Genomic DNA, 21408 nt, shown 5'->3' on the forward strand with positions numbered 1-21408 from the left:
CCGGGATTATAATGCGCCCCCATGTCGAATGTACCCAAAAGACCTGCCTCGGCGCAGGGCAGCAACACCCCTGCCGGGAAAGACGCGGCGCATGGCGGCGCGCAGGAAAAGCGCGCGTCGCAGAAGTATGGCGACGGAGAGAAGCTGGCATCCGCCGATCGGCTTGCCGCGCTCGTGAGCGGCGGGGCGGGCAATCAGCAGAAAGCGCAGAAGGGCGCGCAGGCGGCTGGCGAAAAGCGTAGCCAGAACGTCGAGCAAGCGCGCGCGCAGACGGCGCGTGCGCAGGGGCAGGAGCCAGCCGCGGCGAAGCCGGCTGCGCAGACGCCGCATGCAGCGCAGCGCAGCGAAAACAGGCCGGTAGTGCCGGCGCCTTTGCGTGCTGAATCTCCGGGCACAGGGCGAACGGGTGAGGTGCGCCGTGAACTGAAGCCGCAGCCGCAGCGCACAGGCTCGCAGCCGGGCGCATCGCGCAACGATCAACGCACAGCGCAGCGCGGCGAGCCGCGCGATGCGCAAGCGCAAACGCCGCGCAATCCAACACCGCGTGCGCAACAGCCGAAGCAACCGAAGCAGCCCGATCAAGCGCACGAGCCGAAGCAGCCGCAGCCCGGCAAGCCCAAATCCGAAAACGCATCGCGCCCCGCCAACGAAGGCGAGCGCGCGCCGCGCGCCGAGCGTCAGCCGCGCGAACCCCGCGCGCCACGCGCCCCGATCGCGCCGAATCCCATTCCGCCGATCACGTTCCCCGAAGCGCTGCCGGTTTCGGGCCGCCGCGAGGAGATCGCGCGCGCCATCGCCGAAAACCAGGTCGTGATCGTGAGCGGCGAGACCGGCTCGGGCAAGACCACGCAATTGCCGAAGATCGCGCTCTCGCTCGGCCGCGGACGCGGCGCGGGCGGCACGGGCCTCATCGGCCATACGCAGCCGCGCCGGATCGCGGCGTCGGCCACGGGCCGCCGCATTGCCGAAGAGCTCGGCACGCCGTTCGGCGAAGTGGTCGGCTACAAGGTGCGCTTCACGGACAATCTCGCGCCGGGCGCGTCGGTCAAGCTGATGACCGACGGCATCCTGCTCGCCGAGACGCAGACCGATCCGCTGCTCAAGGCCTACGACACGATCATCATCGACGAGGCGCACGAGCGCAGCCTGAACATCGATTTCCTGCTCGGCTATCTGAAAGAGATCTTGCCGCGCCGGCCCGATTTGAAGCTGATCGTCACCTCGGCGACCATCGACGCCGATCGCTTCGCGCGCCATTTCGGCAGCGAGGAAAAGCGCGCGCCCGTGATCGAGGTGAGCGGGCGGCTGTATCCCGTCGAGGTGCGCTATCGGCCGGTGCAGGAGGACAGCCCGGCGGTGAAGGCCGCACAGGGGACGACGGGCCGCGAGCGCAGCGAGAAAGGCGGTAAATCGCAGCGCGATACCGACCGCGATCTGATGGACGCCATCGTCGACGCCGTCGACGAACTGTGCCGCGAGGGCTCCGGCGACGTGCTCGTGTTCCTGCCCGGCGAGCGCGAGATCCGCGACGCCGCCGAGGCGCTGCGCAAGCACCATCCGCCGCACACCGAGATCCTGCCGCTGTTCGCGCGGCTCTCCGCGCAGGAGCAGGAGCGCGTGTTCAAGCCGTCGAACGCGCGCCGCATCGTGCTGGCCACCAACGTGGCGGAAACCTCGCTCACGGTGCCGGGCATCCGTTACGTCGTCGACACGGGTCTCGCGCGCGTGAAGCGCTACTCGTACCGCAACAAGGTCGAGCAGCTGCAGATTGAATCGATTTCGCAGGCCGCCGCGAACCAGCGCGCGGGCCGTTGCGGCCGCGTCGCGGACGGCATCTGCATCCGCCTCTATGAGGAGCAGGATTTCCTCGCTCGGCCGAAATTCTCCGATCCGGAAATTTTGCGTTCGTCGCTCGCGGCGGTGATCTTGCGCATGAAGTCGCTGCATCTCACGGCGATCGAGACGTTTCCGTTCATCGAGCCGCCGCCGGGCCGCGCGATCGCGGACGGCTATCAGCTGCTCAATGAACTGGGCGCCGTCGACGACGACAACGCGCTCACGCCGCTGGGGCGTGAGCTCGCGCGCCTGCCGCTCGATCCGCGCGTGGGCCGCATGATTCTCGGCGCACGCGACGAGCAGGCCATGCGCGAAGTGCTGATCATCGCGAGCGCGCTTTCGGTGCAGGACCCGCGCGACCGGCCGATCGAGGCGCAGGAGCAGGCCGACCAGGCACATCGACGCTTTGCCGACGAGCGCTCCGAATTCCTCCAGTGGCTCAAGATCTGGGCCTGGTTCGAGGACGCCGTCGCGCACAAGAAGTCGAACAAGCAGCTCGTGGATGCGTGCCGCGCGAACTTCCTCTCGCATCTGCGGCTGCGCGAATGGCGCGATGTTCACTCGCAACTGCTCACGGTGGTGCGCGAGCACGGCTGGCGCATCAACGAAGCGGACGCGACCTACGAGCAGATCCATCACGCGCTGCTCACGGGATTGCTCGGCAATATCGGCCTGAAAGCCGACGATGAGCCGCACTATCTCGGCGCGCGCGGCATCAAGTTCCATCTGTGGCCGGGCTCGGCGCTCGTGAAAAAGGCGGGGCGCTGGGTCGTGGCCGCCGAGCTCGTGGAGACGAGCCGGTTGTACGCGCGCTGCATCGCGAAGATCGAGCCCGAGTGGCTCGAGAAGGTGGGCGCGCATCTGCTGCGCAAGTCGCTTTCCGAGCCGCACTGGGAAAAGCGCGCGGCGCAGGTGAGCGCGTTCGAGCGCGGCGTGCTGTATGGCCTGCCGGTCTATCAGCGCAGGCGCGTGGCGTTCGGCAAACAGGACCCGGCGCGTGCAAGAGAGCTCTTCATTCGCGGCGCGCTCGTGGAAGGCGAGTTCGACACGAAGCTCGCGTTCTTCGCGCACAACCGCAAGCTGCTCGCCGATATCGAGCAGCTCGAGCACAAGTCGCGCCGCCAGGACGTGCTCGTCGACGACGAACTGATCTTCGCGTTCTACGACCAGGCGATTCCCGAGGGCATCTATTCGGGCGCGTCGTTCGAGCACTGGTATCGCGACGAGGTGAAAAAGAGCGGTCAGCCCGAAGACAAGCTGCGCCTGCTCTATCTCTCGCGCGACGACCTCATGCGCCACGAAGCCGCCGGTGTGACGACCGAGCTGTTCCCGAAGCGCATGACGATGTCGGGCGTGGCGATGGCGCTCACCTATCACTTCGAGCCGGGCTCGCCGCGCGATGGCGTGACGCTCGCGGTGCCGCTCTACGCGCTCAATCAGGTCGACGCGCGTCGCTCCGAATGGCTCGTGCCGGGCATGATCAAGGAGAAGGCGCATCTGTTGCTGAAGTCGCTGCCGCAGAAGCTGCGCCGTCATTGCGTGCCGTTGCCCGAGTACGCGGCGGCCTTTGCCGAGCGCGTGGGCAGCGAGCGCTTCGGCGCGGGCGGGCTCGTGGAGGCGCTCATCGCGGACGTGCGCGAGCAGAAGCAGGTCGCCTTGAAGTCGTCCGACTTCAAGCTCGAATTGCTGCCGGCGCACCTTTTCATGAACTTCAAGGTGATCGACGAGCACGGTCGCCAACTCGCGATGGGCCGCAATCTCGCGCAACTGCGCAGCGAGCTGGGCGCGCAGGCGCAGCAGCAGTTCCAGAAGCTCGCGAGTGCGACCGCGCTGGCGGCGCTCGAAGCGCGTGGGGCAGGGGAGCCGCGCACCGCTGCGCAAGACGTACCGCAGGGTGCCGCCGACGCACCGGCGAGCGCGGCGAAGAGCGGGCCGAAGCCAGGCAACGCGCCACATACGCCCGCGTCCACCGACGCCGCGCCGGCCACCGCGCTCTACGAGAACCTCACGACCTGGAACTTCGGCAAGCTGCCGGAGCTGCTGGAGATCCGCCGGGGCGGCCAGACGCTGTTCGGCTATCCGGCGCTGGTCGACCGCGGCGCGCATTGCGACGTGGAAGTGTTCGATTCGCCTGAAGAGGCCGCGCGCATCCATCGCGCCGGCTTGCGGCGTCTGTTTGCGCTGCAGTTGCGCGAGCCGATCCGCTACATGGAGAAGAACCTGCCGGGCCTGCGCGAGATGGCGATGCAGTTCATGGCGCGGGCCACGCAGGGGGAACTGCGCGACCAGTTGATCGAGCTCGCGCTCGACCGCGCCTGCCTGCAGGACCCGCTGCCCGACGACGAAGCGAGCTTCCACGCGCGCAAGGACGAAGGCCGCGGACGTCTCTCGCTGCTCGCGCAGGAGATCGCGCGCCTCGTCGGGCAGATCCTCGCCGAATACGCATCGGTGACGAAGAAGCTCGTGCAGGCGAAGGCCTTCGGCGCGCCGGCGGCGGACATGCAGGCGCAGGTCGATGCGCTCATCGGCAAGCGCTTCATTCTGGAGACGCCGTACGCGCAGCTCGTGCATTTCCCGCGCTATCTCAAGGGCGTGGCGTTGCGCATCGACAAGCTGCGCGCCGATCCGGCCCGCGACGCGCGTCAGGCGGCCGAGCTCCTGCCGCTCGCGCAGCAGTATCAGCGCGCGCTCTCGCAGCGCGGCGGCGTGTTCGATCCGCGCTTGTCCGAGTTCCGCTGGCTGCTCGAGGAGCTGCGCATCTCGCTGTTCGCGCAGGAGCTGCGCACACCCATGCCGGTGTCGGTCAAGCGGCTCCACAAGGTCTGGGAGTCGATGCTGCGCTGACGTCTCGCGACGGCCCGCAGCCTGTCGCGGGCCGTCCGGCATGACGGGACACGGACGATCGCAAAAGTTCGAAAAGCGGCGCAGGAACGGACAAAACAGGGCAAAACGAGACCAGGCGCGGCACCTGGTCGCATTTCATCGGCCCTACGTCAACCTTGCAGGAAGGTAGACGTTCTACAATCACGAATCTGTCCGGAAACGACCCCCCATGCGTAATCAAACGTTCCGCCGCGCCGCGGGCCGCCTCGTTGTGAAGGCTGCCAGTGCTGCGCTGGCCTGCGCCGCGCTCGCCGGTATTCCCGCTACCGCCGCGCACGCGAACAACATCATCGTGCTGAACTCGGGCGAAGCCACGCTGAGCCTCATCGACGACAAGACCCACGAAGTGGTCGGCACCGTGCCCACGGGCAAGGAGCCCCATCACCTGTTCCCGACGCCCGACAACAGCTCGCTGATCGTCGCGAATTCGGTGTCGAACAACCTGTTGTTCGTCGACCCGAAGACCGGCAAGCCGCAGCGCTGGATCGAGAATATCGAGGACCCGTATCAGCTCGGCTTCTCGCCCGACAACAAGTGGTTCGTGACCACGGGCCTGCGTCTTGACCGTCTCGACATCTATCACTATGGCGGCGCCGGCAATTTCACCCTTGCCAAACGCCTGCCGCTCTCGGCCATGCCGAGCCACCTCGCGTTCACGAAGGACAGCAACACCGTGTTCGTTTCGCTGCAGGTGTCGGGCGAGGTCGCGGCGGTCGACCTGCCCACCCAGCGCGTGCTCTGGAAGATGAAGGTGGGCGCTGCGCCCGCGGGCCTGTGGCTCACGCCCGGCGACAAGTACCTGCTCGTCGGCATGACGGGCGCCGACTACGTCGCGGTGGTGGACTGGCGCAACCAGAAGGTCATCAAGACGATCCAGGTGGGCAAGGCCGCGCACAACTTCCGCTCGCTGGTGGACGGCCGCCACGTGCTGGTGTCGAGCCGCGTCTCGAACGTCATCAGCATCATCGACGAAGAGTCGCTCGAGAAAGTGGGCGAGATCAACGGCCTGTTGCCCGGGCCGGACGATATGGAGCTGACCGCCGACAAGCGCTACCTGTGGGTCACGTTCCGCTTCGCCAAACGCGTGGGCCTGATCGACATGCAGACGAAGAAGCTCGTGAAGACGATTCCCGTGGGCCGCTCGCCGCACGGCATCTACTTCTACGACCGCGCGCCAGTCATGTCGCCCAACGGTGCCTGAGGCACGCACGCTCGCGCGCGCCTCGTCGATGGATTCCCGCCGCACATGCTTGCCTTTCTGAGTTCCTGCGCACACTGGGCCGCGTCCGGCGCCGACGACCTCGTGTCGTGGCTCCAGACGCTCGTCTATGTGAACGTTCTACAGCCGCTGCTTTTTTACGCCGGCTACATGGATGTCGATGAGGACACGTTCGACGCGCTCTACTGGGTGATCGTCGGCGTGCTGGAGATCGCGGCCATGTACGCGATCCTGCGTCCACTCGAAGCGTTCGTGCCGGTGGAAAAGTGGCGCGGCCGCAAGGGTGTGGGCGTGGACGCCCTATACACCTGGATCACGCGGCTCGGCATCTTCAATCTGCTGTTCTTTTTCGCGCTGCAGCCGGTGTTCGACCGCGCCCAGGGCTGGCTGCGCCTGCACGGCGTGATGAGTGTCGACATCGACAATCTCTGGCCCGGCGTGACGACCGTGCCGCTCGTCACGTTCGCGATCTATCTGGTCGTGCTCGACTTCTTCGGCTACTGGTATCACCGGCTCTCGCACCGCTTCGGCCTGTGGTGGGAGCTGCATGCGGTCCATCATAGCCAGCGCAAGATGTCGTTCTGGTGCGATAACCGCAATCACCTCCTCGACGTGCTGGGACAGTCCTGCATGTTCGCCGCCATCGCGCTCGTGATTGGCGTGCCTCCCGCGCAGTTCGTCGTGCTCGTCGCCCTCACGGATTTCGTGCAGAACGTCCAGCACGCCAATATTCGCGTGCACTTCGGCTGGCTCGGCGAGCGCCTCGTCGTGAGCCCGCGCTTTCATCGTCGTCATCACGCGATCGGCTATGGCCACGAGGGCACGACCTATGGCTGTAATTTCGGCGTGCTGTTTCCCTGGTGGGACATGATGTTCGGCAGCGCGTCGTTCAATCGCGAGATCGAGCCGACCGGCATTCGCGACCAGCTCGAAGGCGCGCGTTATGGCGAAGGCTTCTGGGCCCAGCAGGGGCTCGCGTTCCGGCGCATCGCGCGTCGCCTTTCGGCTCAGCGGGGCGCAAAAGGCGAAACCCGCGACGACGCCAGCGCTGCCTGATCCGAAGTTCCTGCCCGTTCTTGCGCTTTCCCGCCGGGACGTGCGCGTCGTCTGCTTCTCATGCTTCTAGTCTTTGGCCGGCCCACCGCGCCGTGGTTTATGCTGTCGATTTGACGCACCGAACCCGTGGGCCTCGCGATGCTTCCTCGTCTTACCGCACATTTCCCCCTCGCATGAACGATCTGCTGCGCTCATTCGGACGCGCGCTTGCCGGCGTATTCCACCCCTCGATGCTGTTCCTGACCTTCGTGCCGTTCCTCGTGGCGGCGGCGGTGTGGGGCGGCTTGCTCTATGTGTTCTGGCAACCGCTCATCGATGCGCTGCGTCCCGCGCTCGAGCACTGGTGGGCCTCCGCGTACCTCTATCATCTGTTCGACCTGCTCGGCTACGGCACGCTGCGCAACATGATCGGGCCGTTCGTGGTGATCGTCCTGTCGGTTCCGCTCATCGTCATCACCGTTTTGCTGCTGATCGTCGCAATCTCGATGCCGCGCGTGATCCGCCATCTCACGGCCCGGCAGTACGCGATGCTGGAGGCGCGGCACGGCGGCAGCTGGTACGGCAGCCTGTTTCATTCGCTCTGGACCACGGTGGCGTGCATCGCGCTGCTGTGCGTCTCGCTGCCGTTGTGGTTCTTCCCGCCGTTCTTCGCGCTCGTGCCGCCGCTGCTGTGGGGCTGGCTGACGTATCGCGTGATGACCTATGACGCGCTCGCGCTGCATGCCACCGCCGAGGAGCGGCGCGAGCTCGTGCGGCGGTATCGGCTGCCGCTGCTCGCCATTGGTGTGGCGAGCGGCTTGCTCAGCTCATTGCCCACGGCGGTCTGGATTGCCTCCGCGTGGCTGCTGCTGTTTTTCCCGTTCGTCGCCGTGGCGACCATCTGGATCTATGCGTTCATTCTGGTGTTCACGGCGCTCTGGTTCGGCCACTACTGCCTGCGCGCGCTCCAGCGACTGCGCACGGAAGAGGCGCGCCCGACCGGGCACGACGTGACCATCGTGCACTGAAGTTCACCCCATCCCATTCCTGCGATTACGACGAGGCAACTCATGGCATTTGGCGTCATCATCATCGGCGACGAGATTCTCTCGGGCCGCCGCACCGACAAGCATCTGCCGAAGGTCATCGAACTGCTCGGCGCGCGCGGCCTCGCGCTCGACTGGGCCGAATACGTCGGCGACGACCCGGCGCGCATCACCGCGACACTCGCGCGCTCGTTTGCTTCGGGCGACATCGTGTTTTCCACGGGCGGCATCGGCGCGACGCCGGACGACCACACGCGCCAGTGCGCCGCGGCCGCGCTTGGGGTGCCGCTTGCGCTGCACCCCGACGCGAGGACGCTGATCAGCGAGCGCATCCGCGACATGCACACGGGCGCCGATCCGGTCGACTTCAATTCGCCCGAGAACCAGCATCGCTTCCAGATGGGCACCTTCCCGCAGGGCTGCGAGATCATCCCGAACGGCTATAACAAGATCCCGGGTTTTTCGATTCGCGATCACCATTTCGTGCCGGGCTTTCCGGTGATGGCCTGGCCGATGATCGAATGGGTGCTCGATACGAAGTACGCGCATCTGCATCATCAGACGCCGCATGCGGAGAAGTCGCTGCTCGTGTTCGAGCTGCCGGAGTCGACACTCACGCCGCTCATGGAGCGCATCGAGCGCGATTTCCCGGGCGTGCGCGTGTTCAGCCTGCCGAGCGTGGGCGATGCGGAGCGCGGCGGCATTTATGCGCGCCGGCATATCGATCTGGGCGTGAAGGGGGAGCCGGAGGCGGTGGCGGCAGCGTTCGTGAAGCTGCGCGAAGGCGTGCACCTGCTGGGCGGCGACATCGTGGAGCCGGCCAAGACCGGCAACGCCGCGCCGGCCCGATAACGCTGGCAGCGCCCGGCGGCGGGTTATCCCGGAACGGGCGCTGCCCGGCCGTGCCGCGTGTCCCGGGCGTGCGGTGCGATCATCGCCGTGTCATATGCGGCGCTCAAAGTGATCCGCCGGGCTAGCGCCGGCGGACCGTGGCCGCAATCGCTTCAGCCGATCCGGGCGAGGCGCGTGGCTTTCGCGTCAGGCGCCCAGCCAGGGCAGGCCGCGGAAGCACCAGCCCGTGACCGTCTTGCGATGCCCTTCGCTGTTCTTGTCGCCTTCGAAGCCTTCGAGCAGGTCGTACGCCTGCTTGTAGCCGGCCTTGGCAGCCTCGATGGCCGCGAGCTTCGAGCGCGCGGCGCTGCGGCAGAGGAACAGCACGGGCGCTTCAGGATCGGCAACGTTTTTGAGCTGCGCGATGAATTCGGCGTTGGGCACGCCGCCCGGGTAGCGCGTCCACTCGACATGGGCATACTGGCCGTCGCCGACCACGGGGCGGCCGACCCAATCGAGCTCGGCTCGAGTGCGCACATCGACGAGCTTCACGCGCGCGTCGAGTTGCAGAAGCTCGAACGCCTCGGCGGGCGAGATCGCGCCCGCATAGGGCAACTGGTTCTCGACGCGGCGCTTGTCGGCTTGGGCGTACAACTGTTCGAGCGTACTCATGACAGCAGATCTCCTGTTTCTCGTGTTGAACCAAAAGATCATTCTAGCGCGCTGCATGAGCGCGGGAAGGGGGCGTCCATGCCGCATAAAAGAGCCTCGGCGGGGCGGTGGTGCGCTAATCTAGACACCCCGCACACGCCAGCGGGGTGCGTGCGCGGTGCGTGCAAAGCGTCGCCCAGCCGGTTTTGCATCGGAATGGTGCAATCAGGTTTTTATGCACCATAATGGAGTCAGTTTCTCGCGCCAAATTCGGGAGTGCACGGAAATGGTGCGTGAAGGCGGCTCGTTTGTGGAGCCGGCACATTTGCGGCGCGCGTCGTTTTAGTTCAGGTGCGCGCCCAGATTGGGTTTGCGCCAGGGTGGCGCAGACTTGGCACGGAAGCTGCTTTAGATGTCCCGATCGATTCGCAGCCGGCCTGCTCGAGGCGTACCAGAGCGGTCAGCATGGATCAACAGAATTGGCACGGCGGCAACGTTCGCCGAAATCGTTAATCAGGAGAATAGGTTATGAGTAAATCCGTGGCCGACGTCATGCAGCTCGTCAGGGACGAAGACGTCAAGTTTGTCGACTTCCGCTTCACCGATACGCGTGGCAAGGAACAGCACGTCTCGGTGCCGCTGTCGGCATTCGACGAAGACAAGTTCGAGTCGGGCCATGCGTTTGACGGTTCGTCGATCGCCGGCTGGAAGGGCATCGAAGCCTCGGACATGCTGCTCGTTCCGGACGCGAACACTGCGTTCATCGACCCGTTCTACGAAGAGCCCACGCTCGTGCTGACCTGCGACGTGGTCGAGCCGGCCGACGGCAAGGGCTACGAGCGCGATCCGCGCTCGCTCGCGAAGCGCGCCGAAGCGTACCTGAAGAGCACGGGCCTCGGCGACACGGCCTTCTTCGGTCCGGAACCCGAGTTCTTCATTTTCGACTCGGTCCAGTGGAACACGGACCAGTCGGGCTGCTTCGTCAAGATTGGCTCGGAAGAAGCGCCGTGGTCGTCGGGCAAGGAATTCGAAGGCGGCAACACGGGCCACCGGCCGGGCACGAAGGGCGGCTACTTCCCGGTCGCGCCGGTCGACACGTTCCAGGACATCCGCTCGGAAATGTGTCTGCTGCTCGAGCAGATCGGCATTCCGGTCGAAGTGCACCACCACGAAGTGGCAGGTCAAGGCCAGAACGAAATCGGCACCAAGTTCTCGACGCTGGTTCAGCGCGCGGACTGGACGCAGCAACTGAAGTACATCGTCCACAACGTTGCGCACACCTACGGCAAGACGGCGACGTTCATGCCGAAGCCGATCGTCGGCGACAACGGTTCGGGCATGCACGTTCACCAGTCGATCTGGAAGGACGGCCAGAACCTGTTCGCGGGTAACGGCTACGCCGGTCTGTCCGAGTTCGCGCTGTTCTACATCGGCGGCATCATCAAGCACGCTCGCGCGCTCAACGCCATCACGAACCCGGGCACGAACTCGTACAAGCGTCTGGTTCCGCACTTCGAAGCACCGGTCAAGCTCGCTTACTCGGCACGCAACCGTTCGGCATCGATCCGTATTCCGCACGTCTCGAATCCGAAGGGCCGCCGTATCGAAACGCGCTTCCCGGATCCGCTGGCCAACCCGTACCTGTGCTTCTCGGCACTGATGATGGCCGGTCTGGACGGCGTGCAGAACAAGATCCACCCGGGCGAAGCCGCCGACAAGAACCTGTACGACCTGCCGCCGGAAGAGGATGCAAAGATCCCGACCGTTTGCGCGGGCCTCGACCAGGCGCTGGAAGCGCTCGACAAGGATCGCGAGTTCCTGACGCGCGGCGGCGTGTTCACGGATTCGATGATCGACGCCTACCTCGACCTGAAGGAAGGCGAGCTCCAGCGCGTGCGTATGACCACGCACCCGGTCGAGTTCGAACTGTACTACTCGCTGTAATCGACGATGGGGCTACGCTGGCCGCAAGCGAGCGTAGCGCCTTCTCCGACTTCGGCGAAACGGTCGCAAAGGGACGGCAGCGCCGTCCCTTTTTCGTTGGTCCGTTGGTCCGTTAGTCCGAAGTTGGCCTGATTGCCGCGTCGCTGTCTTTTACCAACATGGATTGAACCCGCCCGTCCGCAACATGGTGCTCAAGAATCTGATCAAGGCAAGGAAGGGTCACGCGGAGCCGCTCTCGGGCGAGGGAACGCTCGTGGAGTCGGGGCTCCTGCCCGGCTTCGAAGCGCTGCCCACTGTCGTGCTCGTGCTCGAGAAGCGCACCTTGCGCGTGGCGTTCGCGAACCCCTCGGCCGAGGCGATGCTCGATCTTTCGCGGCGCCAGCTCGCGCAGATGGCGTGGTCCGATCTTTTTTCCAACGCGGACGAGCTGCTCGAAACGATCGCGTCGATCGCGGCGCACCGCTTTCATGCGACGCGCCTCGATGCCACACTCGAGCGCCCGGGCCGCGAGCCGCTGCACGTGCACGCGATCGTCGGTTTCCTCGAGAGCGCGCCCGACTACGTGCTGCTCGAGTTGTTCGAGAACGAGCGGCACATCAAGAGCGATCGCGAGGAGCGCATTCACGACCTCGCGACCGTCAACAAGCATCTGATCCGCAATCTCGCGCACGAGATCAAGAATCCGCTCGGCGGGATTCGCGGTGCAGCACAGCTGCTCGAATTCGAACTCGGCACGCTCGAGCGCGGCGAGCTGCGCGAGTACACGCAGGTGATCATCAAGGAGTCGGACCGGCTGCAGACGCTCGTCGACCGGCTGCTCGAGCCGCACCGGCATCCGCATATCGTCGGCGACGTGAACATTCACGAAGTGTGCGAGCGCGTGCGCGCCGTGATTCTTGCCGAGTTTCCGCGCGGCCTCACGATCGAGCGCGACTACGACGTGAGCGTGCCCGACCTGCGCGGCGACAAGGAGCAGCTGATCCAGGCACTGCTGAACATCGTGCGCAACGCGGCGCAGGCGCTGCGCGAACGGATCTCGCAAGGCGACGCGCGCATCGAGCTGCGCACGCGCATCGCACGCAAGATCACGATTTCCAAACGCCTGTGCAAGCTGGCACTGGACTTGCATATCATCGACAACGGACCCGGCATTCCCGAGGACATCCGTGACCGCATCTTCTATCCGCTCGTCTCCGGACGCGAGGATGGCAGCGGTCTCGGCCTCACGCTCGCGCAGACGTTCGTCCAGCAGCACGACGGACTGATCGAAGTGGAAAGCCGGCCGGGCCACACGGAATTTCAGATCCTGCTGCCGCTTGACTACTGATCTACCGCTACCACCAACGCACGCCACCAGGACTTCTGACCGACCTTATGAAGCCGATCTGGATAGTAGACGACGACCAATCGATACGCTGGGTGCTCGAAAAAGCCCTTGCGCGCGAGAATTTCGCGACCCGCAGCTTCTCGAACGTGCGCGACGCCGCGAGCGCGCTCGATCACGACAGCCCGCAGGTGCTCGTCTCCGACATTCGCATGCCGGGTGGCTCGGGCCTCGAATTGCTGCAGACCGTGCGCGAGCGCGTGCCGGGCTTGCCCGTCATCATCATGACCGCGTTCTCCGACCTCGATAGCGCGGTGGCCGCGTTCCAGGGCGGCGCGTTCGAATATCTCGCCAAGCCCTTCGACGTGGACAAAGCCGTCGAGCTGATCCGCCGCGCCGTGGACGAGAGCATGCGCGGCGAGCAGCAGTGGGACGAGCGGCCCGCCGAGGCGCCCGAGATGCTCGGCCAGGCCCCCGCGATGCAGGACATGTTTCGCGCCATCGGCCGCCTCTCGCATTCGGCGGCCACCGTGCTCATCACCGGCGAGTCGGGCACCGGGAAGGAGCTCGTCGCGCGCGCCTTGCACCGGCATAGCCCACGCGCGAACGGCCCGTTCATCGCGCTGAACACCGCGGCCATCCCGAAGGATCTTCTGGAATCCGAACTGTTCGGCCACGAGCGCGGCGCGTTCACGGGCGCCCAGGCGATGCGCCAGGGCCGCTTCGAGCAGGCCGAAAACGGCACGCTGTTCCTCGACGAAATCGGCGACATGCCGTTCGATCTGCAGACGCGCCTCTTGCGCGTGCTCTCCGATGGGCAGTTTTATCGCGTGGGCGGCCACAATCCGCTGCGTGCCAACGTGCGGGTGATTGCGGCCACGCACCAGAACCTGGAAACGCGTGTGCGCCAGGGCCTGTTCCGCGAGGACTTGTATCACCGTCTGAACGTGATTCGCCTGCGCTTGCCGGCGCTGCGCGAACGCAGCGAAGACATTCCGCTGCTCACGCGCCACTTTCTGCAAAAGAGCGCGCGCGAACTGGGCGTCGAGCCCAAGCGCGTGTCCGACGAGGCGCTCGCTTATATGTCGGCGCTGCCGTTCCCCGGCAACGTGCGCCAGCTCGAAAACCTCGCGAACTGGCTCACGGTGATGGCGCCCGCGCAGACCATCGAGATCAAGGATCTGCCGCCCGATCTGGTGCCTGCGCATGCCGAGGGCGCCCAGGCGGTGGCTTTGAGCGAAGCCGCGCTGGCTGGCGCGGGCTCGGTGGGCGCGCCGCTGGCGAGCGGGGCCGGTGCGGCGGTGGCGGGAAGCGTGACGGGCGCGGCGGGCGTCGCGGCCGCGAGCATTGGCGCACCCGGTGCGCTGGCGGGCACTTTCCCTGGCGCCAGCGGTGCGGCCGTGCTACCCGTGAGTGTGTGGGAAAGCGGCCTGCGTACTGAAGTTGCGCGCTTGCTGCGCGAGAACAGCGCGGGCGTCATGGACGAGCTCTCGCGCCGCTTCGAGGCCGCGGTGATTCGCGAAGCGCTCGACTTTACGCGCGGGCGCAAAGTCGAGGCCGCCGAGCGCCTGGGAATCGGCCGCAATACCATCACGCGCAAGATCCAGGAGCTCAATCTCGAATGAGCGCGCAGTGAGCGCGGCATGAATCGTGCGGGGCGGCCGGTCTGCGCCGCCGCGCACGCCCGCATTCAGGCGCAAGGAGCCTGGTCGCGCGCTGGGGCATAATCGACGCTGTTTTTCCCGTCGACGATCGAATATGCCCGTGACTTCTCCCTGGCCCGCCGAGGCCGATCCGTTCCTCTCCCTCGAATCGCTCGACGACTCCGCCGCCATGGCCTGGGTCGAAGAGCAGAACGCGCGTACGCGCCGCGCGTGGCAGGGCGGCGCGCGCTTCGAGGCGCTGGAGAAGCGCCTCGCACAGGCCTATCTGCCGCGTGAGCGGCCTGTGATCCCGAGCCGCTGGCAGGAGTGGGCCTACGACCTCTGGGAAGACGAGGACAATCCCAAGGGCCTCTGGCGCCGCACGAAGTGGGCCGATTGGCGTGCGCGCAAGCCGCAATGGGAGACGCTGATCGACTTCGACGCGCTCGGCGCGGCTGAACGTATGCCCTGGGTTTGCGCGGGCATCGACATCCTCTATCCCGATGGCGATCGGGCGCTGATCCAGCTTTCGGACGGCGGCGCCGACGCCGTCATCGTCCGCGAATTCGACCTCGCCAGGCGCGTGTTCGTCGACGGCGGCTTTGCCATCGAGAAGGAAGGCAAGCACATCGTCTCGTGGATCGACCGCGATACCGCGTACGTCGGCTGGGATCACGGCAAGAAGACGCTCACGCGCTCGGGCTACCCGCGCGAGGTGCGCCGCTGGACGCGCGGCACGCGGCTCGCCGATGCGCCCGTGGTGTTTCGCGGCGAGTTCGACGACATCAGCGTGGAGGGCGATTACGACCCTGTCGAGAAGCGCCATGACGTGGTGCGCAGCGTCGACTTCTTCGATTCCTTTACGTATCGTCTCGATGAGCGCAGCCAGTGGCAGCTCTACGACGTGCCCTCGCACGTGGCAGTGGGCGCATGGCACGGCTGGCTGCTGCTCGAGCCGCGACTCGACTGGACGCTCGGCGAAACAACCTGGGCGGGCGGCTCGCTGCTCGCGATCCGCGAGGACGCATTTCTCGCGGGCGAGCGCGATGTCACGCCGCTCTTCAAGCCCACGCCGGTCACGTCCGCGTGCGACTGGACCAATACGCAAAACGTCTTGATCGTTTCGTGGCTTGATGACGTGCAAAGCCGCACGATGCTGTGGCAGCCGCAGCAGCAGGACGGCGTGTGGACATGGCAGTCGCGTCTGTTCCCGGCGCGCGCGAGTTCGCAGGTGGACGTGTCGCCCATCGAAGACACGCTCAACGACGAAGTCTTCGTCGACGTGGACGACTATCTGCTGCCGCCCGAATACTGGCTCGCCGATCTCGCGCAGCAGGACCTGCAGAGCTGGGAACTGCTCGACCGCTGGCCCACACAGTTCGACGCCACGCCGCTTGCGGTGATTCGCTCGCATGCGCGCTCCGCGGACGGCACGATGGTGCCGTTCACCGTGGTCGGTCCGCGCGCCGCGCTCGAGGGCGATGCGCGCAAGCCGCTGCCGTGCCTGTTGACGGGCTATGGCGGTTTCGCGATCGCGCTCACGCCGCAGTATCTCGTCGGCTCCGGCATTGGCTGGCTGGAGCAGGGCGGCATCGTCGCCATCGCCCATATTCGCGGCGGCGGCGAGTATGGCACGGCCTGGCACGTGGATGCGCAGCGCGAGCATCGGCAGCGCTCGTTTGACGACTTCATCGCGGTGTCGGAGCAGTTGGTGGCCGAGGGCTATACGAGCGCGGCGCAACTGGGCATCAAGGGTGGCAGCAACGGCGGCCTGCTGGTTGGCGCGTGCATGGTGCAGCGGCCCGAGCTGTTCGGCGCGGTGGTGTGCGAAGTGCCGCTGCTCGACATGCTGCGCTATCCGCTCTTGCATGCGGGGGCGTCATGGATGGACGAATACGGCGATCCTGAGGACACCGAAGAAGGGCGTGCGCTTGCTGAATACTCGCCGTATCAGCGCGTGAAGGCCGGCGTTGCGTATCCGCCGGTGCTCTTCACGACCTCGACCAGCGACGACCGCGTCCATCCCGCGCATGCGCGCAAGATGGTCGCGCGCATGCAGGAGCAGGGGCACGCGAACGTCTGGTATCTGGAGAACACAGAAGGTGGCCACGGGCCAGGCAGCGACTCGCTCGAGCGCGCGCAATACGATGCGCTCGTGTACCGCTTTTTGTGGACCACGCTCGCCGGAACGTGGTGAGCGGCGCGGGCTGGGCTCGCTCGCGTGAGCGTATGCCCGCGTGCGATTGACGCTCAGCCCGCGATCGTCAGATCGGCCACGACCGGCGTGTGGTCCGACGGCTGTTCCCACTTGCGCGGCACCTTGTCGATCTCGCTCGACACGAGCGAGGGCGCGAGCGTGGGCGAGAGCAGGATGTGGTCGATGCGCAGCCCTGCATTGCGGCGGAACGCGAACATGCGATAGTCCCACCACGAGAACATCTTTTCGGGCTGCTCGAACTGCCGGTACGCGTCGACGAAGCCGAGCGCGATGAGGCGCTGGAACTGCGCGCGCTCTTCGGGCGAGACGAGGTTCTGGCCCTCCCAGGCTTTGGGATCGTGCACGTCGCGGTCTTCCGGCGCGATGTTGTAATCGCCGAGCAGCGCGAGCTTCGGATGCTGCTGCATCTCTACGATGAGCCAGTCGTGCAGCGCGTTCAGCCAGTTCAGCTTGTAGGCGAACTTCTCGGAGCCGGGCGCCTGGCCGTTGGGGAAGTACGCGCTGACGATGCGCACGCCTTCCACCGTGACGGCAATGACGCGCTGCTGCGGGTCCTCGAAGCCGGGGATGTTGCGCACGACCGTGGCTTCGTCGACGGCGAGGCCGTCACGCACGAGGATGGCCACGCCGTTATAGGTCTTCTGGCCCGTGAACCAGCTGCGATAGCCTTGTGCTTCGAGTTCGGCGCGCGGGAACTTGTCGTCGGTGAGCTTGAGTTCCTGAAGGCAGAGCACGTCGGCGTTGCTCTGCCCGAGCCAGTCGATGACGTGTTGCAGACGGACCTTCAGGGAGTTGACGTTCCAGGTGGCGATTTTCATTAAATTCTCACAGCCTTGCTGGGCAAGGGTTTGCGGCTGATTGAGCCGTCAAGTTTGGGGCTGGCTGGCAGTCAGGCCACCCTCTTTTGCCCCGGTAGAAACTGGGTGGCTGACAGGCACGCGCCATCTTATCGCGCACGGCGGCATGGTGGCGAGGCAGGGGAGCGGGAGAGGAAGGCAGCGGCGCTGCGCCTTTATATCCCAGCCACTCTAAAGGAATCATCCTTCAATCGTCTGATAGTATCGGCCGGTTCCGGTCTGGGTATCAATCGATTGAGGGTGACGATGGCTTGTGGTGACTTTGCTAAAGCATTCGCCGTTCTACGTCGTCGCGCATACGCATCGTTGGCCGCGCAAAGGATGGCGGCATGAGCACCGTTCTCGACAAGATTTCGTTATTGCTCGCCGCGATGGCTTGCGCCGCGGCGGCGTGGGCAATTCTTCATTACTCGGGCGAATGGTTCTTCCCTGCGATCACACTCATCGCGCTGATGTTCTCAAGCAGCAGGGCGCACCGCCGCGCCACACGGTTCACCCGTTCACCATTCCTCAATCCACGGCCGCAGGTCCATTTCGTGCGTCCACGCATCCCTCGGTTGCTGGTGCAGCGTCCAGTACGCATCGGCGATGTGCTCGGGATTCAGGATGCCGTCGCGCTCCTTGAGCTTGTAGCGTTCCGGGAAATTCTCGCGGATGAATTCCGTATCGATCGCGCCGTCGATGATGATTTGCGCGACATGAATGCCCTTTGGCCCAAGCTCGCGCGCCATCGATTGCGCGAGCGCGCGCAGCGCGTGCTTGGCGCCCGCAAAAGCGGAATAGCCCGCGCGCCCGCGCAAGCTAGCGGTCGCGCCCGTGAAGAAGATCGAACCGCGTGCGCGCGGCAGCATGACTTTGGCCGCCTCGCGTCCCATCAGGAAGCCCGCGAAGCAGGCCATTTCCCAGACCTTCTGATAAACGCGCGCCGTGGTTTCGGTGACATCGAAGCGCACGTTCGCACCGATATTGAAGATCGCGGCCTCGACGGGTGCGATGTTCGCCTCGATTTCGGCGAATAGCGCGACCATGTCCTCTTCCTTGCGCGCGTCCGAGCCGAACGCGTGTGCCACCCCGCCTTCGGCCCCGATTTGCGCGACGAGCGGCGCGAGCTTGTCGGCATGGCGGCGCGTCACGCACGCGATGTAGCCCTCGCGCGCGAAGCGGCGCGCGATCGCGCCGCCGGTGGCGTCGCCCGCGCCGATCACGAGCACGGCTTTCTTTTGGGTCATGATGTTTGTCTCCTTGTCATGTCAGGCTGCATGGGGGAATATGCGTCAAAGCATTTCACGCATAAATGGAGGAGCAACGATGAGCACAGTGAAAGTGCAGTTTCTTTTCGACTTTGGCAGTCCTAACGCTTACCTGAGCCACAAGGTGATTCCGGCTATCGAGGCGCGGCAGGGCGTGCGTTTCGAGTATGTGCCGATCCTGCTCGGCGGACTCTTCAAGCTGACCGGCAATCGCTCGCCGGCCGAGACCACCGCGCACATCGAGAACAAGCGCAAGTACATGATGCTGGAGATGCAGCGCTTCGTCGACAAGCACGGACTCGCGGCGTATCGCATGAATCCGCATTTTCCCGTGAACACGCTGCAGCTCATGCGCGGCGCCGTCGCCGCGCAACGCGAGGGTGTCGATGGCCTGTTCGAGCGCTACGTTGACCGCATGTTCGCGCACATGTGGGAGGACGGCTTGAAGCTCGACGACCCGCAGGTATTGCGCGCAACGCTCGAGGCAGACGGATTCGACGTGGCGCGCTTCGAAGCGGCGCTCGGCGATGCGGACGTCAAGGGCACGTTGCTCGCGAACACTCAGGCCGCGTTCGAACGCGGCGCGTTTGGTGCGCCGACTTTTTTCGTCGGTGAGGAGATGTTCTTCGGCAAGGACCGCTTGCGCGACGTCGAAGAGGAGATTGCGCGCGCAAAAGCGTCGGCTTGAACGGAGCGGCGTGCGGTGCTTCACGCGCACGGCGCGTGCGCATCGCGCGCAAGTGCGGGGAACGCCGGTGTATGCCATGCGTTCCCCTGTGTTTGCCTGTGTTTGCCTGCGTCGCGGCTCAGGCTGCGGCCGTTGCCTCGGTGCTTGCGCTCACCACGCCGAGGCGTTCGCGCGCCGCTTCATACTCGCGCTTCAGGCGGGCGATCAACTCGGCTGCGGGCACGACGTCCTTGACCGCGCCGATGCCCTGGCCCGCACCCCAGATGTCCTTCCACGGCTTCACGCGCGTCGAGCCGAAGTTCATCGCCGACGGGTCGGATTGCGGCAGCGCTTCGGGGTCCAGGCCGCTCGCCACGATGCTTGAACGCAGATAGTTGCCGTGCACGCCGGTGAAGAGATTCGAATAGACGATATCGCTCGCGCCGCTCTCGACGATCATCTGCTTGTAGGCATCGACCGCATTGGCCTCGTGGGTGGCGATAAAGGCCGAGCCGACATACGCGAGGTCCGCGCCCGCGGCCTGCGCCGCGAGAATCGCGTTGCCGTTGCCGATCGCGCCCGAGAGCAGCAGCGGGCCGTCGAACCATTCGCGAATCTCGTGGATGAGCGCGAACGGCGAGAGCGTGCCCGCATGCCCGCCGGCGCCGGCCGCGACGGCGATCAGTCCGTCCGCGCCTTTCTCGATGGCTTTTTTCGCAAACGTGTTGTTGATCACGTCGTGCAGGACGATGCCGCCCCACGCGTGAATGGCCTGGTTCACGTCTTCGCGCGCGCCCAGCGACGTGATCACGATGGGCACCTTGTACTCGGCGCACACGCCCAGATCGTGCTGCAGGCGGTCGTTCGACTTATGGACGATCTGGTTGACCGCGAACGGCGCGGCGGGCTGCTCGGGATGCTTCGCGTTGTATTCGGCGAGCTCGGTCGTGATGCGGTCGAGCCACTCGCCCAGCACGTGCTCGGGGCGCGCGTTCAGCGCGGGGAAGGAGCCGACCACGCCCGCCTTGCACTGCGCAATCACGAGATTGGGATTCGAAATGATGAAAAGCGGCGAGCCGACGACGGGAATCGAGAGGCCGCGTCGCAGGACGGCGGGCAGGGCCATGCGTATCTCCTTGTCGATGGGACCTGGCGTGGCGGTGGGTCCCATCCCATGCAAAGCTGATGAAAGGCGGCGACCCGGCGTGGGCGCTGCGGTGTGGTTCGCGTTGTGCGCCCGCGCTTGCGGGCCGGCAGGGTCAAACATAGCAAACTGACGGGCACTATGCAACTAGTTGCATAGTGCCCGTATTCAGTGTCGGATCGATTGGCGTTCAGCGGGCGATAAACCGGGGCGGCATCGCCGGGGCCTGGTTTAGAATCGCCCCATGTCGACACCGCACGCCATCCTGATTGCCCTGCTCGAAAAGCCGTCCTCCGGCTATGACCTCGCCCGGCGCTTCGACCGGGCGATCGGCTATTTCTGGCAGGTCACGCACCAGCAGATCTACCGCGAGCTTGGCCGCATGGTGGCGGCTGGTTGGGTCGCGGTCGTCGAGGAGGGCGCGACCGACGCGGCTGCCACGCGCAAGAAGGTTTATCGCGTGCTGCCGACGGGGCGCGAGGAGGTCGAGCGCTGGGTGCGCGAAACGCAACTGGGCGTGGACGACCGCAACGTGTTCTTGCTGAAGCTGCGCGCCGATGCCGTAATCGGTCCGCTTGGGCTGGACGAGGAATTGCCTCGGCTCATCGATGATGCGCGTGAGCGACTCGAGACTTATCGCGCGATCGAGCAGCGCGATTTCGGCGCGCCGGCGCTTACGCGCGGCCAGCAGTTGCAGTATGCGATTCTCAAGGCCGGGATACAGACGCAGGAATCGTGGCTCGAATGGGCCGAGGAACTTCGTCCGCTTTTGAACCGCGGTGATATGTAGGTTCCGGGAAGCGTAGCGCTGCGATTATGTTCGGATTCCGAATCGATTGGCGTCGGCGCGCGTTGCTGGC

General features: G+C 65.6%; 15 protein-coding genes. 11 read left to right on the top strand and 4 right to left on the bottom strand.

Translation table 11 applies throughout. The annotated features are described in order from the left end of the window. Nucleotides 1–21: 21 nt before the first annotated feature. From hrpA to BO1_RS06415, 5 genes are all read left to right on the top strand, one after another. On the top strand, nucleotides 22–4680 hold the full coding sequence (gene hrpA / locus BO1_RS06395) for an ATP-dependent RNA helicase HrpA (protein WP_028216844.1): 4659 nt from the start codon (nucleotides 22–24) through the stop codon (nucleotides 4678–4680). 208 nt (nucleotides 4681–4888) lie between these two features. Beyond that, nucleotides 4889–5920 carry a YVTN family beta-propeller repeat protein gene (locus tag BO1_RS06400; RefSeq protein WP_043283955.1) on the top strand — a complete coding sequence of 344 codons (1032 nt, stop codon included), beginning with the start codon at nucleotides 4889–4891 and terminating at the stop codon, nucleotides 5918–5920. Nucleotides 5921–5965: 45 nt separating this feature from the next. Then, entirely contained in the window at nucleotides 5966–6994 is a 1029-nt protein-coding gene (locus BO1_RS06405) for a sterol desaturase family protein (RefSeq protein WP_043283957.1), read from the top strand. 173 nt (nucleotides 6995–7167) lie between these two features. Next, on the top strand, nucleotides 7168–8001 hold the full coding sequence (locus BO1_RS49915; RefSeq protein WP_043283958.1) for an EI24 domain-containing protein: 834 nt from the start codon (nucleotides 7168–7170) through the stop codon (nucleotides 7999–8001). Nucleotides 8002–8043: 42 nt separating this feature from the next. Next, the gene (locus BO1_RS06415) at nucleotides 8044–8871 is read left to right on the top strand and encodes a competence/damage-inducible protein A (protein WP_028216847.1); all 828 of its coding nucleotides are present in this window, start codon (nucleotides 8044–8046) and stop codon (nucleotides 8869–8871) included. Between the two features lie 186 nt (nucleotides 8872–9057). Here BO1_RS06415 and BO1_RS06420 read toward each other — a convergent pair whose 3' ends face one another. Further along, on the bottom strand, nucleotides 9058–9522 hold the full coding sequence (locus tag BO1_RS06420) for a rhodanese-like domain-containing protein (RefSeq protein ID WP_028216848.1): 465 nt from the start codon (nucleotides 9520–9522) through the stop codon (nucleotides 9058–9060). Nucleotides 9523–10029: 507 nt separating this feature from the next. Here BO1_RS06420 and glnA point away from each other — a divergent pair. The 4 genes from glnA to BO1_RS06440 all read left to right on the top strand — a co-directional run bounded on the left by glnA (nucleotide 10030) and on the right by BO1_RS06440 (nucleotide 16609). Further along, nucleotides 10030–11445 carry a type I glutamate--ammonia ligase gene (glnA, locus tag BO1_RS06425; protein ID WP_028216849.1) on the top strand — a complete coding sequence of 472 codons (1416 nt, stop codon included), beginning with the start codon at nucleotides 10030–10032 and terminating at the stop codon, nucleotides 11443–11445. A 184-nt stretch (nucleotides 11446–11629) separates the two neighbouring features. Next, on the top strand, nucleotides 11630–12772 hold the full coding sequence (gene glnL / locus BO1_RS06430) for a nitrogen regulation protein NR(II) (protein ID WP_028216850.1): 1143 nt from the start codon (nucleotides 11630–11632) through the stop codon (nucleotides 12770–12772). A gap of 47 nt (nucleotides 12773–12819) precedes the next feature. Continuing rightward, the gene (gene ntrC, locus BO1_RS06435; protein ID WP_028216851.1) at nucleotides 12820–14394 is read left to right on the top strand and encodes a nitrogen regulation protein NR(I); all 1575 of its coding nucleotides are present in this window, start codon (nucleotides 12820–12822) and stop codon (nucleotides 14392–14394) included. A 133-nt stretch (nucleotides 14395–14527) separates the two neighbouring features. Then, a complete protein-coding gene (locus tag BO1_RS06440; protein ID WP_028216852.1) occupies nucleotides 14528–16609 on the top strand; it encodes a prolyl oligopeptidase family serine peptidase in 2082 nt (693 codons plus the stop codon). Between the two features lie 53 nt (nucleotides 16610–16662). On the opposite strand, the gene xth is transcribed toward BO1_RS06440, so the two are convergent. Both xth and BO1_RS06450 read right to left on the bottom strand, forming a co-directional pair. Continuing rightward, nucleotides 16663–17448, bottom strand: a complete 786-nt coding sequence (xth, locus tag BO1_RS06445) for an exodeoxyribonuclease III (protein WP_028216853.1) — start codon at nucleotides 17446–17448, stop codon at nucleotides 16663–16665. A 539-nt stretch (nucleotides 17449–17987) separates the two neighbouring features. Continuing rightward, nucleotides 17988–18716, bottom strand: a complete 729-nt coding sequence (locus BO1_RS06450) for an SDR family oxidoreductase (protein ID WP_028216854.1) — start codon at nucleotides 18714–18716, stop codon at nucleotides 17988–17990. Nucleotides 18717–18795: 79 nt separating this feature from the next. Between BO1_RS06450 and BO1_RS06455 the strand changes: the two genes are divergently transcribed. Beyond that, complete coding sequence (locus BO1_RS06455) at nucleotides 18796–19425, top strand: 2-hydroxychromene-2-carboxylate isomerase (RefSeq protein WP_028216855.1); 630 nt, start codon at nucleotides 18796–18798, stop codon at nucleotides 19423–19425. A gap of 118 nt (nucleotides 19426–19543) precedes the next feature. On the opposite strand, the gene BO1_RS06460 is transcribed toward BO1_RS06455, so the two are convergent. Further along, the gene (locus BO1_RS06460) at nucleotides 19544–20530 is read right to left on the bottom strand and encodes an NAD(P)H-dependent flavin oxidoreductase (protein WP_028216856.1); all 987 of its coding nucleotides are present in this window, start codon (nucleotides 20528–20530) and stop codon (nucleotides 19544–19546) included. Between the two features lie 262 nt (nucleotides 20531–20792). Here BO1_RS06460 and BO1_RS06465 point away from each other — a divergent pair, with 262 nt between their 5' ends. Continuing rightward, nucleotides 20793–21338: a PadR family transcriptional regulator gene (locus BO1_RS06465; RefSeq protein ID WP_028216857.1), complete on the top strand. Its 546-nt coding sequence runs from the start codon at nucleotides 20793–20795 to the stop codon at nucleotides 21336–21338. Nucleotides 21339–21408 lie beyond the last annotated feature (70 nt).

This window comes from Paraburkholderia oxyphila NBRC 105797, assembly GCF_000685075.1.
Lineage (GTDB): Bacteria > Pseudomonadota > Gammaproteobacteria > Burkholderiales > Burkholderiaceae > Paraburkholderia > Paraburkholderia oxyphila.

Bases quoted from the DNA above. Each gene is read 5' to 3' on its own strand.
- hrpA (WP_028216844.1), top strand. From the start codon at position 22: ATGTCGAATGTACCCAAAAGACCTGCCTCGGCGCAGGGCAGCAACACC.
- BO1_RS06400 (WP_043283955.1), top strand. From the start codon at position 4,889: ATGCGTAATCAAACGTTCCGCCGCGCCGCGGGCCGCCTCGTTGTGAAG.
- BO1_RS06405 (WP_043283957.1), top strand. From the start codon at position 5,966: ATGCTTGCCTTTCTGAGTTCCTGCGCACACTGGGCCGCGTCCGGCGCC.
- BO1_RS49915 (WP_043283958.1), top strand. From the start codon at position 7,168: ATGAACGATCTGCTGCGCTCATTCGGACGCGCGCTTGCCGGCGTATTC.
- BO1_RS06415 (WP_028216847.1), top strand. From the start codon at position 8,044: ATGGCATTTGGCGTCATCATCATCGGCGACGAGATTCTCTCGGGCCGC.
- BO1_RS06420 (WP_028216848.1), bottom strand. From the start codon at position 9,522: ATGAGTACGCTCGAACAGTTGTACGCCCAAGCCGACAAGCGCCGCGTC.
- glnA (WP_028216849.1), top strand. From the start codon at position 10,030: ATGAGTAAATCCGTGGCCGACGTCATGCAGCTCGTCAGGGACGAAGAC.
- glnL (WP_028216850.1), top strand. From the start codon at position 11,630: ATGGTGCTCAAGAATCTGATCAAGGCAAGGAAGGGTCACGCGGAGCCG.
- ntrC (WP_028216851.1), top strand. From the start codon at position 12,820: ATGAAGCCGATCTGGATAGTAGACGACGACCAATCGATACGCTGGGTG.
- BO1_RS06440 (WP_028216852.1), top strand. From the start codon at position 14,528: ATGCCCGTGACTTCTCCCTGGCCCGCCGAGGCCGATCCGTTCCTCTCC.
- xth (WP_028216853.1), bottom strand. From the start codon at position 17,448: ATGAAAATCGCCACCTGGAACGTCAACTCCCTGAAGGTCCGTCTGCAA.
- BO1_RS06450 (WP_028216854.1), bottom strand. From the start codon at position 18,716: ATGACCCAAAAGAAAGCCGTGCTCGTGATCGGCGCGGGCGACGCCACC.
- BO1_RS06455 (WP_028216855.1), top strand. From the start codon at position 18,796: ATGAGCACAGTGAAAGTGCAGTTTCTTTTCGACTTTGGCAGTCCTAAC.
- BO1_RS06460 (WP_028216856.1), bottom strand. From the start codon at position 20,530: ATGGCCCTGCCCGCCGTCCTGCGACGCGGCCTCTCGATTCCCGTCGTC.
- BO1_RS06465 (WP_028216857.1), top strand. From the start codon at position 20,793: ATGTCGACACCGCACGCCATCCTGATTGCCCTGCTCGAAAAGCCGTCC.